The sequence below is a fragment of the Streptomyces sp. S.PB5 genome (assembly GCF_030403745.1).
In the GTDB taxonomy this organism is placed as follows: domain Bacteria; phylum Actinomycetota; class Actinomycetes; order Streptomycetales; family Streptomycetaceae; genus Streptomyces.
The window spans coordinates 81,783-98,094 of the sequence record NZ_JAQMWP010000011.1 but is presented as its reverse complement, the minus strand read 5'-3'; the positions used below and the strand labels follow the sequence as shown (position 1 = coordinate 98,094).

General features: G+C 70.6%; 13 protein-coding genes and 1 tRNA gene. All 14 read right to left on the bottom strand.

Annotated features, from left to right (window positions below):
* Positions 1-46 precede the first annotated feature (46 nt).
* Positions 47-1,294, bottom strand: coding sequence for a TIGR02679 family protein (locus PH203_RS28230; RefSeq protein WP_289923347.1), 1,248 nt, complete (start codon positions 1,292-1,294; stop codon positions 47-49).
* Positions 1,291-5,541: a TIGR02680 family protein gene (locus PH203_RS28225; RefSeq protein WP_289923346.1), complete on the bottom strand. Its 4,251-nt coding sequence runs from the start codon at positions 5,539-5,541 to the stop codon at positions 1,291-1,293. The genes PH203_RS28230 and PH203_RS28225 overlap by 4 nt, the downstream gene beginning before the upstream one ends.
* Positions 5,542-5,546: 5 nt before the next feature.
* The gene (locus PH203_RS28220; protein WP_289923344.1) at positions 5,547-6,779 is read right to left on the bottom strand and encodes a TIGR02678 family protein; all 1,233 of its coding nucleotides are present in this window, start codon (positions 6,777-6,779) and stop codon (positions 5,547-5,549) included.
* Positions 6,776-8,371 carry a TIGR02677 family protein gene (locus tag PH203_RS28215; protein WP_289923342.1) on the bottom strand — a complete coding sequence of 532 codons (1,596 nt, stop codon included), beginning with the start codon at positions 8,369-8,371 and terminating at the stop codon, positions 6,776-6,778. The genes PH203_RS28220 and PH203_RS28215 overlap by 4 nt, the downstream gene beginning before the upstream one ends.
* 391 nt (positions 8,372-8,762) lie before the next feature.
* A complete protein-coding gene (locus tag PH203_RS28210) occupies positions 8,763-9,296 on the bottom strand; it encodes a hypothetical protein (RefSeq protein ID WP_289923339.1) in 534 nt (177 codons plus the stop codon).
* 54 nt (positions 9,297-9,350) lie between these two features.
* The gene (locus PH203_RS28205; protein WP_289923337.1) at positions 9,351-10,643 is read right to left on the bottom strand and encodes a NucA/NucB deoxyribonuclease domain-containing protein; all 1,293 of its coding nucleotides are present in this window, start codon (positions 10,641-10,643) and stop codon (positions 9,351-9,353) included.
* 109 nt (positions 10,644-10,752) lie between these two features.
* Complete coding sequence (locus PH203_RS28200; protein WP_289923336.1) at positions 10,753-11,028, bottom strand: hypothetical protein; 276 nt, start codon at positions 11,026-11,028, stop codon at positions 10,753-10,755.
* Between the two features lie 364 nt (positions 11,029-11,392).
* Positions 11,393-11,458 (bottom strand) — tRNA-Arg (locus PH203_RS28195).
* 404 nt (positions 11,459-11,862) lie between these two features.
* Positions 11,863-12,357 carry a DUF6283 family protein gene (locus tag PH203_RS28190; protein ID WP_289923335.1) on the bottom strand — a complete coding sequence of 165 codons (495 nt, stop codon included), beginning with the start codon at positions 12,355-12,357 and terminating at the stop codon, positions 11,863-11,865.
* Positions 12,354-12,824, bottom strand: a complete 471-nt coding sequence (locus PH203_RS28185; protein ID WP_289923334.1) for a hypothetical protein — start codon at positions 12,822-12,824, stop codon at positions 12,354-12,356. The genes PH203_RS28190 and PH203_RS28185 overlap by 4 nt, the downstream gene beginning before the upstream one ends.
* Entirely contained in the window at positions 12,821-13,288 is a 468-nt protein-coding gene (locus PH203_RS28180) for a hypothetical protein (RefSeq protein ID WP_289923333.1), read from the bottom strand. Before PH203_RS28180 ends, PH203_RS28185 begins: the two co-directional genes overlap by 4 nt.
* 30 nt (positions 13,289-13,318) lie before the next feature.
* The gene (locus PH203_RS28175; RefSeq protein WP_289923332.1) at positions 13,319-14,359 is read right to left on the bottom strand and encodes a YgjP-like metallopeptidase domain-containing protein; all 1,041 of its coding nucleotides are present in this window, start codon (positions 14,357-14,359) and stop codon (positions 13,319-13,321) included.
* 56 nt (positions 14,360-14,415) lie between these two features.
* A complete protein-coding gene (locus tag PH203_RS28170; protein WP_289923331.1) occupies positions 14,416-14,751 on the bottom strand; it encodes a hypothetical protein in 336 nt (111 codons plus the stop codon).
* Positions 14,752-14,804: 53 nt separating this feature from the next.
* Positions 14,805-16,253 (bottom strand): DNA phosphorothioation system sulfurtransferase DndC, encoded by a 1,449-nt coding sequence (dndC, locus tag PH203_RS28165; RefSeq protein WP_289923665.1) that lies wholly within the window; start codon positions 16,251-16,253, stop codon positions 14,805-14,807.
* Positions 16,254-16,312 lie beyond the last annotated feature (59 nt).

Sequence of the window (16,312 nt, the reverse complement as noted above, 5' to 3'; positions counted from 1 at the left end):
GACGTGTGATGCCCACTGATGCCCACGCTCGGTCTGCACGACGGCTTCAGGGCGCGAGGTCGGTCAGAAGGCTGTCGAGGACTGTCTCTTCCTCGATGCGTACGCCGAGTTCGGCGAGGGCCGGGGACAGGTTCGGGTCCCATACGGCGGTGGTGGGTGTGCCGGTCAGGGGTGGGGCCAGGGGCGTGGCGGCGGCCGCGGTGCGGTAGTCGGCGGCGGTGTAGTGCCAGGGGTGCCAGGGGACGCGGTGCAGCAGGGCGGTGGCGATACGCAGGCCGCCCCAGTCGAAGTCACCGTGGTAGCGGAGCGTGCACCCGTGGGCGTGCAGGTGGCGCAGCAGGGTGAGGGCGGCCGCAGAGGGCTGGCCCTGGAGGCAGATCAGGGGCGCGCAGGCGGGGCCGTGGGTGTCGGCCGCGGTGGCCAGGACGGTCGGGTTCTCGCACACGTACACCGTGGCGGGTGCCATCCTCGGCGGGGTGCGGGTGAGCTGGCGCAGCGTCAGGACGGCAGGTTCGCCCGCGTCGCCCGTCCAGTCGAGGGCGGGCGTGCCGCGCAGGCCCAGGGTGAGGACGGTGGAGGAGAGGGCGTCCCTGAGGAGGCCGGCCGAGGCCCAGGCCTCGCGGCGCCATTCGGTTCCGCTGCCGTCCGGGAAGCCGGTCAGGGCACGGACACCGGACAGGACGAGGGTGGCGAGCGGGGTGCCGTCGTCAAGGGCGTGGGCGTCCGACAGTGCGCCGGCGGCGAAGGCGGGCAGGGAGACGGCGGGGTGGGCGGGCAGGGCCCGCAGGGCCGTCGTGGCGTCGGTGAGCAGGGACTTCGCCGCGGGCGGGGTGCGGGCGAGGCGGCGTACGAGGCCGTCCGTGCGCAACCGGGCGGCCCAGTCGGCCAGTTCGGGCTGGAGCGTGCTGAGTGGGGTGTACGCGTCCTGCCAGGCGTTCGCCTCCTGTTCGCGTACGTCGGTCAGCCGGGTGACGGGGCCGGTGAGAGAGGTGACGGCGATGGCGAGACCCTCGGGACTGATGCCGGAGCGGCGCAGCAGGGTGTCCACCGCGTCGAGGCGCACGGTCAGCGAGCGTCCGGCGCGTGGGGTGCGGCCCAGCAGACGTTCGGCGGCGGCGCGTTCGGCGCTGGTGGGAGCGGTCAGGGTGACCGGGCCGGTGAGAGGCTCTTCTCGCTCCAGGCGGCGGCGTACGCGCTCGACCAGCCAGGTGAGGCCGGGGTCGCCGAGCAGCCGGCCGAGGCGGTCGCGGTCGACGTACGGGCCGGGTTCTCCAGAGATCCCGGGCGTGCTCATGCCCACAGCGGGTCCTGGTCGCCGTCGGTGATGTCGCCGGGTACGGCTGCAGCCGTACCGACCGTAGCGGCCGGGGGCTCCGGCTGGGCGGGGAGCACCGCCAACTGGTGGTCCGGTTCGGCTCCCCGTACGCGCTCGGTGCCGTCCCAGTCCCAGCGGGTCACCAGCACTGCGGCGATCTCGTCGACGCGGGAGAGCTGGGCGATGGCGATGCCGGGGACCTCGGGGTAGCAGGCCCATTCGCGTTCGCTGGTCATCACCACGTCCAGGTCGAAGGCGTGCAGCAGGCCCAGGCACTTGGCGCGCGAGTCGTCGTCCACGCCCGCGAACGCCTCGTCCAGGGTGACCAGGCGGGGGGCGTAGGGGGCGGCCGTGGCGTAGTGGGAGGAGGCGGCGGCGAACAGCGGCACGGACACGGCCAGTACGCGTTCGCCGCCCGAGGCGGGTCCGGTGGCCGGAACCCAGGTGCCGTGCTGGTGGCGTTCGATGCCGAACTCGTGCCAGGCCCGGTAGTCGAGCGCGGCGGTGAGTACCTCCAGCCAGCTGCCCGCCGCGTCGTCGGACTGTCGGCGGGCGATCTCGGCCTGCAGGAACTCGCCGACCGCCGCCCGGTCCTCGGGCGCCCAGGCGTCGGCGGACTGGCGCAGGCGTTCGCGGGCCTGGGCCAGACCCGTCGGTGCCTTGCGCGAGGGGCGCCACACCAGGCGCAGCTTCATACCGGTGGAGGTGGGCCGCTCCTGGAGCTCGGCGTTCATCGCCCGCACCTGTCGCTCGGCCGCTGAGATCAGCTCCTGCAGGGTGCCCGCCACCTCGGTGAGCAGGTGGGTTTCGAGGATCTCGCGTTCGTGCGCGGACAGGATGCGTGCCAGTTCGGCCACTTCCGTCGCGAGGGCCTGGGCCAGTTCGGGGACGGTGCTCCGGCGGCCCTGGTAGACGATGTCGACGACCATGCCGTCCTCGACCATGCGGGCGGTGGCGGTGTGGCCGCCGCGGGAGAGGGCGTCCTGGAGTTTCTTGTACTCCTCACTCAGCCGTTTCTGCACGCGCTCCCAGGCGCCGTCGGAGTCGTCCGCCGAGGTGAGCTCCGCCTCGACGGCGCGGGCGAGGGCGACGGCCGGGGTGGCCGCCCACGGGCCTGCGTCCAGCGGGGGCACGGCCGCCTCGGGCAGGGCTACGGCCAGGAGGCCAGTGGCCGCGAACCGCTGGAGCGCGGCGATCGCCCCGGCGCGGGAGGCGGCGGCCTCGTGTACGTCCTTCTCCAATTGCTCGATGCGGCCCTCCGCGCGGCTGGCGCGCCGGTCGCAGGACCCGTGTTCCTCGCGCGCGAGGCGCTGGTCGCGGTCGCACCCGGCCAGGGCCTCCGCGGTGGCGGCCAGGCGGCGTTCCAGCTCCGCCACGGCGATGCCGACGGTGGCGCGCAAGGTGGTGTGGCGCTCCTCGGAGGCGGCCGCGAGGCGGGCTGATTCCTCGGCGCGCAGGGCCAGTTCGGCGACCTGAGCGCCGGCCCGCTCGGCTTCCGCGCGCTCGTCGGCGACAGCTCGCCCGGCGCCGGCGCGTTCGCGCAGGGCGGGCCACAGCGCGGCCAGGACGGCGGTGTAATCGGCCAGCGCCTGGCGGACGGAGGCCATCCCAGGCCGGTCGGCGGGCAGGTTCACGGCGGCGGCGGTGTCGGTCAGTTCGGTGCCGGCCTCGGCTTCCTGCCGGGCCGCCGCGGCCAGTTCGGCGGAGCGTTCGTCCTGGCGAGCACGGGCCCGCTGGCCGGCGTCCGTGGCGGCTGCGGCCAGCGCATGCGCCTGGCGCAGGGCGTCGTCGTCGGGGACGGCTGCCAGTTCGGCATCCAGCGTGCGGCGGCGCCGGGCCACACCGGACCGTTCGGTCTCCAGGCGGGCCATGTCGCCTGTCAGGGAGTCGAGTTCGTGTCGCAGTACGGTGATCCGGGCCCGGCGTGCCTCCTCGCGGGCGCCCTCGCCCACGTATGCGGCGGCCTCCTTCGACCAGCTGCCGGTCAGGGCTCCGACGCGGAAGCGGCCGTCCGCCGCCACCCAGGTGTCACTCAGGACTGTCGAGCGATGTTCGTGCTGGTCATCCCCGCCGACCTGCTCTACTGCCGGGGGTCCGGGGGTTGTACCCCGGGAAGACACAGTGCCGGATCCGTCGGAGGCCTGACCGGTACCGAGACCCACGGAGGCCAGGAGGTGGGCGACCGTCTGCTCGTCCACTGCCACGGCGCGAGCGTCACCGTGGTCCAAGGCCGGGCGCAGCATCTCGGCGAGCGTGCTTCCGGGGAGCGGGGCACCCGGTGACAACAGCACGTCGTGCCCGTCCGAGTGGAGGACGGTCCCGTCCGGGCAGACCCAGGCGTCCAGCAGGCCGGAGGCCTCCAACGCCGCCTCCAGGCCCGCGCGTTCACCGGCCGGGACGTGATCGTGGAAGTCGACCAGACGCCACAGGGGAGCTCCGGCCCTCTGCTCGCGTACATCGGGCGTACGGGTGTGGGGCGCCGCGGGGCCGCGCTGGCCGCCCGCCTCCAGGCCGGCCAACTCCCGCTCGGTCTCGGCGCGGCGGGCGTCCAGTTCGGTCAACCGCTGACCGAGGGCGGCCGTCAGGTCGGCCAGGTATGCGGCCCGGGCGCGATGGGCGTCGGCGGCGTGCACGCGCGCGGGGGAGGGGCCCTGGAGGTGCATGACCCAGTCCTGCAGGCCGTCCAGCAGCCCCGCCGGGTCCTGGGGCGACAACTCCTCGCAGACGTCGAGGTGTTCGCGTACGGCAACGACCAGTTCCCGGCCCGCCTCGGCCGCGGCGGCCTCCGCCTGGGCCTGCCGCTCGGCGGTGTGCCCGGCCTCGGTCTGCGCCTCGTCCAGGCGGCGGGCGGCGGCGCGGCGCTCGGCTGCGGCCTGCTCGGCACGCGCCGCCAGCTCCTCCACGTGGTCGAGGGTGCGCCGCCTGCGGGCCACCGACTCCTCGGCGGCACGGCGCAGTTCGGCCTCCGGCACACCCTCGGTGCGCAGCTCACCGTCGAGCCGGGCGGTCGAGGCCGTCTCCCGCGCGTGGGCAAGTATGTCCGCCACCTGCTGCTCCGCCGCCGTCAGCCGCCTGTCGGCGGTTTCTAGGCGGCCCAGGGCGCGGGTGTGCGCCTGGGCGGCCTGCTCCCGGTCCGTTTCGGCGCGGCTCAGGTCGCCGGCGGTGCGGCGGGCGTCGGCCGCCGCCTGCTCCAGCTCGCGGGCGCTGCGCATCTCGGGGCCCTCGCGCAGGGCGGCGTCCTGCGCTTTCAACCGTGTGGTGGTCCCCTCCAGCTCTGCCATCCGCCCGGCGGCCCGCTCCCGGTCCTCCTCGGCCTGGGACCGCTCTGCCTGGGCTTGGGCGAGGTCACGGCCCAGTTGTTCGTAGCGGGCGTGTTCGTGGCGGGGGAGCCGGGCGCGGCGGCGGGCGGCGACGCGGGAGTAACGGCGGTAGTGATCGAGGAAGGCGGAGGAGGCCCGCTCGGCCTCGGTGGCCGCCCGCAGCTCCTCCTTCTCCTCGTCCAGGGAGCGGAACGCCTCGGCGACGTCGGCGATCACCGCCTGGTCCATGGGCGGCAGTGCCTCGGTCAGTGCCCGCGACAGCGCCGTCTCGTTGGGCCGCTTGGACAGCTGTGGCTGGCGCAGCTGGATGAGCAGGTCCACCAGGGCCGCGTACCGTCGCTCACCCAGCCCGAACAGCGCCTCGTCCACCGCTCTGCGGTACGCCGTGGCCGTGTCGTACACCATGCCGTGCCCTGCGAGCGCCTCCGCGAGCCGGTCCCGCGACAGCGCGGTGCCGGTGGCGTCGAGCAGGCTGAGCTCCGGGCCGATCCGCTGGTCGGTGACGGCGTACCAGTGGCGGGCGATGCCCCGCCCGGCCACCGCCTTCAGCCCGCAGGCGAGGGTCAGGAAGCGGACCTGTCCTGTGGCCTCGTCGCGGCGGCCGAACTCGATCCAGGTGTAGCCGAGCCGCTCGGAATGCGGATGCTGACCGCCCAGCAGCAGGTTCCACTCCATGCGCTTGCCCGGGTCGGCGTCGGGCTCCACGCGCCGCGCGGACAGGTCGCCGTCCAGGAGGAAGGGCAGGGTCAGCGCGAGGACCTTGGACTTGCCGGTGCCGTTGTTGCCGCGCAGCAGCAGGCGGCCGTCGCGGAACCAGAACTCCTCGACGTCGTAGTAGAAGAGGTCGACCAGGCCGATGCGCAGCGGCCGCCACCGGCCGGGCGCGGGGGTGGGCAGGGAGGTCACGGCGGTCAGGCCTTTCGCTGAGGAGAGGTGTGGGGGGTTCGGGCTCCCGGTTCCCTCACGACGGTCTCGCCGACCGCGTACCGGGCCAGCGCCGGCAGCGGTATGACGCCGCCGGGTACGGCGGTGACCAGGCCGAGCGCGGTCAGCTTGGCCAACGCCTGCTCGACCAATTCCCCTTCTGCCCCCGGCTGTTTGGCGCTCTTGGACCAGAACCCACCGTGCTCGGCGGTGAGTTCCCGCACTTGGCGCTCCAGCTCGCCGCGGCTCACTGTGCCGTCCACGGCCGCGAGGTGCTCGGCCAGCAGCAGGGTGACGTGCCCGTGGGTGCCCTGTTCGGGCATCCGCACATCGGTCAGATCGTCCAGAGGATCGACCATGGCGATGCCCTCGGCCCGCACCTCCGCGACCAGGCCGGTCAGTTCGGTGATGCGTGCGGCGATGAAGGCGCGCTGGCGGGTCAGGTAGGCGAGCTCCTCGTCGGTCAACTCGGCGTAGTACAGCACCGGGTCGTCCAGCAGACGCCGGGTCAGACGCTGACGGATGGCACGGAACCGCAGTTCATCGCTGTCCAGGGCGCTCTCAGCGGTCAGCTCGGCCAATCGGTCCTCGAAACAGTCGGCGGCGATCATCGAAGGGCCGCGGCGGGTGGCGAGCAACCCGGCCAGGACACGGCGCTGGACGTCGTAGAGCACATCGCCCGCCCCGCTGACATAGGCGTCCTCGTCCCCGGCCACCCGCCGCAGCACCCCGTACCGCATGAGCAGTCGTACCGCCGCCGCCAGATCGAGCCGCTCGTCGCGCCGCTCCAGTGTGAACTCGATTCCCGCGGCGGCCAGTTGAGGATCGGCGGCGTCCAGGACCACCTGCTCGGCGAGCCGGCCGAGCGCGATCTGTGCCTCGCCCCGCTCCAGCGCGGCCAGCGCCAGGCACAGCAGCACATAGCGGCGGCGGGTGAAGGGCGCGCGGGCGCGGGAGGCCTCGCGTGCAGGATGGGTGGGGTCGGCCAGGGAGCCGGGGGCCCTGCCCAGCCGGGCGGACTCCGCGTCCACCCTGAGCGGCCAGCCGGTGTTGCGGTCGAACCACTCGCGCAGTTCGGCAGCGTGCTGCCGCACCAGACGGAACTCGTCGGCGTACGGGCCGTGCGCGAGCAACAGCGGCTCCTTCAGCAGGGCGCGGGCGGCCTTGTGGAACTCGGCGGCGCGCCGGTCGTCCAGCACCTCGCCCAGGGGTGTGGTCATCCTTCCTCCGCCGTAGGACTGTCGGCCACGCGTATCCACCCGGTCCGGGTGAGGTCGGTGATCTCGACCGTGTGGTCGGGGCCGCGGAAGGTGCCGCCGGGGGTGCGGATCTCGGCCGTCGTGCCGTCCGCCAGGGCGGTGAGCCGGATCTCCATCGTGCCGTCGTTACTGGTCGCCACAGTGGTCGTCATGCCGGGCCGCCAGGTGGCCAGGGCGTCACCGAGCAACTGCAGGAAGAGGCCGAAGGCGAGCGGGTCGAGCTCGCCGAGCGCGGACAGCCGCGTGGTGCCGTCCGTCGCGAGGCGGGCACGGGCGGTCGTGATCTCCTCCGCCTGCTTCGTGGCGATCTCGGCCAGGCGTCGGCGCTGCTCGGACCGGTCCTGCACCCTGCGGGCCTTTCCGCGCCGCTCGTAGCTGCCGGTGCGGCGCAGCTGCGGGCTGATGCGCAGCGGCTCGGCCTCGGCCCACGGGGTGGCGGCCGCCACCGGGCGGGCCGTGCGCCGGTCGAGGGTATCGGCGTCGACGGTGAGGTGCCGTGCCGGATACAGCCCGAACGCGACGCGCCACAGCCGGTGCCGCGCCGCGTCGTCGGGGGCCTCGGCGAACCAGCGGGCCAGGGTGCGGAAGTCCGCCGAGCGATCCGAGCGTCCGGCCCGTCGCTCGTTCAACTGTCGTACGACTGCCAGGAGTTGCGGGATCGCCCCAAGGGCGCGGCCACGCAGCAGGCGGGCCTGCGAGTCGCGGCCGTCCGCGGACACGAACCAGGCGGCGAGCCCCGACCACCGGGCAACCCACCGCTCGTACGCCCGAGCCTCGGCGCTCTCGGCCTCGTCCGGGGCGCCGTCGGCCGCCTCCCGGGACGCCGCCAGCCTGAGCAGCACACCGACCCGGCCCTGGTCCTCCAACTCGCCGATGAGCAGGGCGATCCGTCCACCCAGGGTGATCAGGTCCTGGATGAAGCGCTCCAGGTACTGGATCAGCCGGTCCTTGTAGGCGAGGAAGAGCTCGACGTCCACATCGTGCAGGTCGATGGTGCGCTGCAGGGAGCCCATGAACGCCCGCGCGTTCTCCGCCAGCGCCTCGAACCGGCTCGTCAGCGTGGACAGCGCCAGGTGTGCCTTTGCCGCGTCCGCCCTGCCTTCCTCCTGCTCGGCGGTGATGATCAACAAGGCCCGCAGCTGGGTGACGATGTCGTGCAGAGCCACCGCTTGCAGCGCGCCGCGCCGTCCCAGTGCCTCGTCGTAGACGGACAACGCCTGCTCGGCGGCCTCGCCGGCCTGCGTGAGCTGGTAGATGAAGCGTTTGCGGTAGAAGTCCTCGACCGCCGTGACCCGGGAGGTGTCCGGATCCGCCCGCAGATTGCCCCAGTCGACGAGACTGTCCAGCGCCTTGACCACCGCGTCCAGGTCTGCGGGCCGGTGCTCCGGCGGCAGTGCCGCGTGCACGTCCTCGGGCCGCAGATGGACCGCGAAGCGTTCCTTGGCGGTCAGGAAGGTACCCATCACCTGGCGGTAGAGAGCGGCGTTGGGCACGGTGAGGTGGGCGAAGGGCGCGTACTCGGTCCGTGCCGGTCCGGAAGGCGTCGACGTCATCGTTCGGGCATTCTCCCCGACGCACCCCCTGCCCGGGCAATCGTGGCCAGGCCTTCACACAGAGTCGCCCGTGTTCCGGCCCCGCGATCTCCCCGTGGTCGGCCGTATGCCGCGAGCCGGTCCGTGCCGAGGCGACTGCCGAGACCCTGCGGCCCGGACCCGAGGCCCTGGTACAGCCGTGGGGCGGCCCGGGGCTGTCGGCTGTCGCCCGGGCGCAGTCACCAGCCACCGGCGCCGATGAGCGGGGGAGAGCTCGGGGCCCGTGGTTGGTGCCGGCGGAGACACCATTGCCGGAGGGTACTGAGGAACACGACCGTTTCCTTTGTGGAACGGCGCCCCGGGATCTGACTCGCACTCTGCCCGGGGCGCTGTCGTGTTCGAACGCGGTCTGTCAGTCGTCCTCGTCGTCCTCCTCGTCCGGGGCGGGTTCCCGTACGAAGGACAGATCGAGGACGTAGCGTTCGTCGGCCGGGCACCGGCTCCAGGCTTCCCGGATCTGTTCGGGGGACCAGTCGTCGGCGATCTCACCGAGGGTTTCGTCGTAGTAGGCGGAGGCCGCTGCGCGCCCGGCCCACCACGCGTATCCCTCGTACACGCCCGGGCGGGGCAGGGGCATCTCGCCGGCCGGGCCCAGGGGCAGCTGGCCGAAGACCAGAGTGCCGGTCGCGGACTCGATGCTGACCGGGACGTGGCCCTCGGCGTCAGCGGGCGGCTTGGGGGGCGTGTCCCAGACGCGGGCGGTGATCCGTACGTCGATGTCGGGCTGGAGACTGAGGAGGTACAGGTGGTAGCCGTTGCCCGCCACCACCTGTACCTCCGCGGCGTCCATGGCCTCCTCGTCACCGAGGTAGGCGTCGGCGTCGTAGACCTCGACGAGTCGGCGGTCGGGGCTTGCGGTGACGCTGAATTCGGCGAGGAGCGCCATGGGATGCCTCTCTGCCGGATCCGGCAGATCCGATCAGATCTGCCGGATCGTCCGTCAATCGGTGATCTTCACGTAGAAGGCGTCGCCGTCCAGGACACGGTTGGTGGTGTACATCTCGTCGAGCCGGTTGCCGCCGTTGCGGTTGTCCGTGCCGCTGATCAGGCGGACGGAGTAGCGGTTGTCACCCTTGTTCGACCCGTCCTTCGTGCTGGCGAAGGGGTACTCGTCGCACTCCAGGCCGCTGCCCGAGTAGTCGCCCCACACCTTCTTACACTCCTTGATGGACTTGGTGCGGTTCGCCTGCTGTTTGTCCTTGTCGATCAGCCGGTGAAGGGGGTCCTTCCCGCCGGGGACGGTCTTGCCCTGGAAGGACGGGAAGGTGCGCTCCGGGCGCTTCAGGGCGTCGTAGATGTGCAGGGCACTCTCCTTGACGGCGGAGTCCTTGCGGCTCATCACCAGCTGCACGCGGGCCCCGGTGAAGACGGTACCCAGGAACTTGCCTGCCACGGGGCCGGCGTAGTCGAAGCGGACGGCGGAGTGGTAGGCGTCGACCTCCTTGTACGGGGAGACCGTGGGCGAGGAGACGGTGAGGTCGAGGAAGACCGTCGCCGCGACCTTCTGCTGGTTGCCGTTGTTGTACTGGGCGCCCAGGTCGGGGGAGGTGTACGTGAGCGTCCAGGTGGGGTTCGTATCCCAGACGCCGAGGAGTTCGTCCCGCGAGACCGTGTTCGGGGCGGTCACCTGCGGGTTGGGGTCGCTGGAGCTGGCGTTGACGCTGTGCCGAAAGAACTGGCCCGCGCTCCACTTGGTGGCGTCCTCGGTGCCGACGGTCTGCACGCGGATGTTCTCGACGCTGGCGATGTAGTCGACCCGGCGGCTGCCGTCGTAGGCGAAGCCCAGGGTCCACATGTCGAACCAGAGACGGCCGATGGCCTCGGTGCCGTTCTTGTCGCGAAGGACCAGGTCGTACGGTTTCTTCTGGCAGCTCTCGAAGCGGCTCTTGATCCAGCCGGTCTGGGTCTTCGCGGCTGCCGCGTGGTTCGCGCACTGCTGGCGCAGGTCGGTCGGGTCGTCGGCGGGTGCGCGTCGGAGCGTGCGGTCGATCGGTACGTGTACACCGTGTCGGCGCTGGTAGGTGGCAAGCCGAACGGGGCGGTTCAGCTTCTGGAGTTCGGACTTGGGGACGGACGAAGCGCTGACGAACCTCGCGGTGCTGGTCCGTCGTGAGGTGTCCGCCCGGTCGGTGGCCGCGGTAGCCGCGGTCGTGGTCAAGAGGGTCATGGCGCAGGCGGCTGCCGCCAGGCGGGCCCAGCGGACCAGTCGTATTCGAGGGTTCAGGTGCTGCATACGGATGTGCTCCCTGGGAAGCGACGCGAAGTGCGGTGGTCTGGAACAGGCGTTGACCGGGAAGGCCCGTGGCGGTCCTGGCGGAAGGCGAGTTGCCGACGGCCTTCGGTCAGGGGCGGCACATCGCGCCCCAGCACGCTTCGAGGAGCTGGCCGGTCCGGGCGGAGTAGACGGCGGTGAAGCCGCGGTAACTCCGGTGCTTCTCGCGCCCCGGCCCCGCTGTCATCCGCCGGGACGTGACGGTCCGCGTCGTCTCGGACTGCGCCGCGGTGCTCAGGGATCGCTCACCGCTGGCCGACGACTGGGTCACGCTGATCTTCTGCGGGTCGACGGCGAAGGATCGTGCCGCGCGCTCGCGGAGGGATGCCGCGCTGGGGGGAATCACCTGAGTCACCCGTCCCGGCTGCGGCGCGAGGGCACCGCCTCGGGGCTGGCGTTCGGGCTGCTGGCTGCGACCACAGCGATCGGGTCTGGCCTGCTCAGTTACTCGGTTGCCGATGAGGTGGCAGACCTTCTCGCCGGTATGGAGAAGCGCACCAGTAAGGCCGAGCGGAGATACGTCAAGCTGGCCAACTCCCGGGCGTTCAGGGACAAGGCACGGGCCGAGGAGGCTGCGCGCTCCATCCGGGACGAGTACCAGTTGCGAGCTCAGGCCGCAGGCAAACGGGTGGAGTCCCTGTCCTGGAGGGTTCAACGCCGCAACCCGCAGGTCCTCGGGCATGGCTTCCCGGTCGGCGAGCAGGGCGGCGTCATCGGCAGGATTCGAACCTGCGACACCCGCTTTAGGAGAGCCGCGCTCTATCCCCTGAGCTACGAGGGCGGGGGGATCGGGAAGATCCGGCGTCTAGCCTAGCGGATACTGGCCTCCACCCGGCAAGGTTCCCGTTTCCCCAGGTCAGAGCATGTTCGGGAACCGTGGGGCGAAGCCCGAAGGGGGTACCTGTTCTTACCTTGTCTTGCCCTACCGTTCCCCGGCCGTCTGATTCCTTCTGTCCCCCGCTTGTCCCCCGGTGGCCGCCCTGGCCCCCGCGCAAGGCTCATCACGAGGTACGAAGCATCGTCGCTCCAGGTCGGGCCCCATCCCGATTCCTGTGACAACGGCTCAGGGTTCGCGGTCTGCTGTGCCTGCCTACAGCGACCGTGTGCTTGGCCGTGCGCTCCTGCATTCAGCGATCTTGGTGCGATCCGGTCCAGACGCCGCCATGTCGCCGGGTAGCTCTCAGCGGTGCTCGGGCTCCAACGCCGTCCGACCTAGCAGTTCCGTTCGCGTCCGCGAGATCTTGTTGATCAGTCGCTCGGCTTCGTCGGTGGGCTGTTCAATGTCGGCTTGGCCGTGGTCGGCGGCTTCGTTGCCGGAGGCGAAGAGCGGGACGGGGGATATGTACTCGACCACGGCCTGGTGGGTTGACGGTTCGATGCGACCGTCGAGGACAGCGATGCGCAGTGAGAAGAGGTGTGCGCCGTCGTGGCACCCTGCCCAGCCAGCGCAGATGCGTCGGGTGTCGCTGGCGGCGTCGGTCTGGTGGCATTGGAACAGTGCGGTGGGCTGGTGGGCGGTAGGGGCGTCGTAGCGCCGCAGCTTCTCGTACTCTTCGTGCGCCCAGATTCCGGAGGGCACGTCGCGCCGGTACGGGCAGCTGCCACATGGGCGCGGCGCCGGCGGGCGGAGTGACGAGGCCACGGACTCGTTGGTGACGGTGTCCTGGTCGTTCACTTTCCTGCCCTCTTCCTGCGGCGCTCCAGCATTCGCGCCTTGATCTGGAATTGTGTCGGCGCGGTGTACGCGTGCTGTCCCCATGCGGAGGACTGGTTGCCGTGCTTGCGGGACAGGCCACAGTAGCGGCAGCCCATCGGGTCGGCGTCCGGGAGTATCGGGTCGGTGCCGAGGGCGCGCAGGGTGGAGGAGGAGCCGTCTGTGTGTCGGATGACGAGCTCGCCGTATTCGACGGTGACCGTCGCGTTCTTGGTGAGGCCGCGGACGGTGAGCGCAACGGCCAGCCACCTGGGCCATGGGCCTTCGGAGTTGTGGACGCCGTAGGGGGTGGAGTACGTCTCGTCGAACTCGTCGGTGTCGGTGGGGACCAGGGACTCGGCCTCGGCCCGCAGTTCTTCTGACGTGCGGCCGTCGGGCGGTGGAGGGAACATCTCCGTAATGACGGCCGTGCTGATCGCGTCGGTCATGCGTTCAGCGCCTTCGCGCTGCAGCCCTCGCAGTGCTCGGAGCACAGCATCGCATCGCCTTGTGCCTGGCCTTTGCCGCAGGTCCGGCAGTTCGCCCACGCTCGCGCTGTGAACGTCACCTGGTCTGAGCCGCATTCGGTGCAGTGGACTCCGTGTACGCGGGGCAGCCTTCCGTTGGGGGCGGGCTCGCCGGCGGCGTAGCCCTGGAGCTGGACGTGTCCGCTGGCCATGTCTATCTCGGGTATGTCCGGGCGCTGTTGGTTGATGAAGAGCCACACCTGATGGCCGACCGTGCGGTTCGAGGTCAGTGGGTGGGCTTCGGCCTCGGTTATCCAGCAGCGGCCCTTCGGCTTGCGTCCGATGCCGTCCTCGGCTGCCTCGTAGTAGGTGACCCGCCATACCGCGAGCATGTCGTCCGACAGGCCTGGTCGCATTGCCGTTGTGCGCGCGGGCGTTGCTGTCATGGGGAGAGTTCGTCCTTGTCGTGGGGGTGGTCAGGGCAGGGTCATGCGCTGGGTTGAGGGGTTCCAGCGGCATTCGCGGTAGAGCCGGTTGAAGTCGTGCATGGCGTCGGGGTCGTCGGCGTTGCAGGGCTCGTAGCCGTCTGGGGTGGGGCGGCAGTAGTAGCCGTACTCGGTGCATTCGGGCTCGCCGGGGAGTTCGCCGGTCCAGACGGTGTTGCAGGTGTTGCCGGGGTGGCAGTGGGCGCGTTGGAAGCCGGTGATGGCGCAGCGTGCGATGTCGCATCGGTCGGCGTGCAGGGTGCCCGGTGGGGCGGAGCAATCTGGGCAGCGGTCTGTGGGTGCCGGGTTGAGGTGGATTCGCGGGTCGACGGTGCTGGTGGGGGTGGAGAGTCGACCGAGCCAGAGGGTGCGGAGGGCGTTGTTGAGGTCGCGGCTGGGGGCGATGGTGTGGAGGTTCAGGGCGCGGTGGATGAGTTCGCGGAGGAGTGTGGGCGGGAGTTGTGCTGTGGCCCAGTGCAGGGTGAGTCCGCGGGTTGGGTGGTTGAGGGTCCAGTTGGAGCGCATGCGGGTGGAGAAGGTGACCGGTAGGCGGCAATTCGATCTGTATGTGACGGTTTGCGGCTGATCGTTTTTCAGCCATTCGCGACCAGTTTTGGCGTACAGATAGATGATGCTTTGACGTGCTTCGTCCATCTTGAGCATTGTGCTGCGTCGTAGGTGGAGCCAACTGCCGGATGGAGTGCTCGACTGCTGGATGAGCGGCTCACCCTGGGTGTCGTCGGGGACGATTCGCAGGCGGTGCGGTCGTCCGAGAACATCGAATCCCGCGCCGGCGACCAGTTCCTTGAGGGGGTTGTCGGGTGCGGTCTCGGCGAGGTGCGCGAGTTGGCGGTAGATCCATGAACGGCGTCGTGTGACGAGGGCGGTGGCCTCGGTGTCGGTGGTGGAGTGCGGGCCTCGGACGATGATGTTGCCGCTGCGGGTGACGGCGACGGTCAGCGTGGTTCTGTTGCTGGTGCGAACGGTGACGTCGATGGTGCCGACGCGTATGGTGCGGTCGCTGGTGGGCATGGTCGTGGGTCCTTGAGACGTGCAGGCTTGGCAGGCTGACGGGGGGTCCGGTACGGCTAGTGCTGGTCGCAGACCCAGGTCTGCGGGATGCCGTGGACGGGGAGGTCGAGCACGTGTCGGCGGGTGCGGGTGCAGAGCTGGCAGGCGAGGTCGAAGGCGCGCAGCATGCGCAGTGGGCGTATCGGCTCGTCGTCGCGAAGGGTGATCGGCGAGTCGTGGCCTTCGAGGTCGAGGAGCCACAGAGGCTGTAGGTGACGCTGCTTCGCGCGGATGGTCAGCGGGCTGTCGTTGCCGACGAGGGCGAAGGTGTCGCCTTCCTTCAGGGCGGTGGCGGGGATGGTCGGGGTCTGTTCGACGGTGACGATGAAGCCGTTCGGCACGGTGGTGTTCACGAAGGTTCGTTTCGGTGTGGGCTGCTGGGCGGGCAGGTGATGGATGGTGAAGATCAGAAGAGGGCGCGCTGGTCGGGGTCCTGGCCGTTCATCTCGCGCTGCCACAGGGCGTAGTTGAGGGCTTCGTCCTCGTTGTCGAAGTGGTGGCCGAGGACTTTGGTGAGCGCGTCGAAGAGGCCTGCGCGGCGGCCCGCCGTGCGGTAGGTGCGTTCGGTGGCAAGCAGGGCGCGCAGGGTCAGAAACTGCTGCTCATCGTCGCCGCAGACGTCGCGGAGGACGCCGATCATGTCGCGGTTGATGGTGACCATGTCGTCGAACTGCTTGCCGGGGAATGGCTCACCGGTCGCGTCCTGGTAGATGGAGGGGAGGGTGTCCTCGACCTCGTGCTTCGTGAAGACCCAGATGCGGCGTATCTCGTGCAGCTCATCGACGGTGATGAGCGTCAAGTCCCGGACGTGGTCTGGGCCGTTGGCGCGGACCCAGGTTTGGGCACGGAGGAGCCTGCGAAGCCAGTCCTCGCGTGCCTGCTGGGTGTAGGGGCCGTGGACGAGACGATCGCGGTGGATGAGGAGGCTGCCGTTCATGCGGCGGAAGTCGCGCAGGTGCCTGTCGTCCTGGACGTCGAGGGCGTTGCGCAGGTCGAGCAGGGGCTGCATCCAGTCGTATTCGGCCTCATTGAGGATCATGGCCTGCATGCTCTTGTCCTGCTGGACCATGGTGCAGGTCCAGCAGCCGAAGCGGCTGGTGCCGCAGGACGGGGTGGTGGTGTCGACGACGAGGGGGCATTCGTTGTCCTCGGACGCGCCGCGGTACAGGGCAAGCAGCTCTTTGTGGGAGTGCCCCCACGGGTTGGGGTACTGCATGAGCAGCGTCCACACCTCGTCGGTGCTCAGGTCTTCAATCGGCGTGTAGACGAGGGAGTTGGGCAGTGAGCCGTTGGGGCTGAGTCGATCGCGTACGCGGCCCTTCTCGTGCTTGGCCATGGTCAGCGCGCGGGCGGTGCTCTCGGGTTTGCGGGTGCCCAGAACTAGGATTGCTTGACCGTGCTCGTCGACGACGGAGTGGATGAAGTCGTTGGAGGGCCGGATCTTGGGCCGCTCCGTGCACCACCTGAACCGGGGCCTGGGTGCGGCGTAGCCGTTGCCGATCAGGTTGACCCAGAAGGTGTCGGCGACTTTCGGGGTGAGGCGGTGGACTTCGATGGGCAGGGCCTGTTCGGCCGCGGCGGTGCGCATGGAGGTCAAGGAGCGTTGCACCCAGCCGGCGATGACGGGGTTCTCGACCAGGGTGTCGGTCGAGATGACGTGCACGGTGGTGCGCTGCTTGGGAGTGAGGCCGGCGAGGGCCATCCACACGAGGGCTGTGGTGAGGGTGGAGTCCTTGCCGCCGCTGTAACCGATCACCCAGGGAACCTGGTCGGCCAGGTACAAGTCGCGTATCTCGGGGAGGAGTTCGCGGAGTACGGCATGGAGGTTGCGGTGGTGGGCAGGGGGGTCGAGCAGGGGCAGCGGCTGGGGCGTGGTGGTGATGACGGCTCCTCTCTTAGCTGCCTGCGGATATG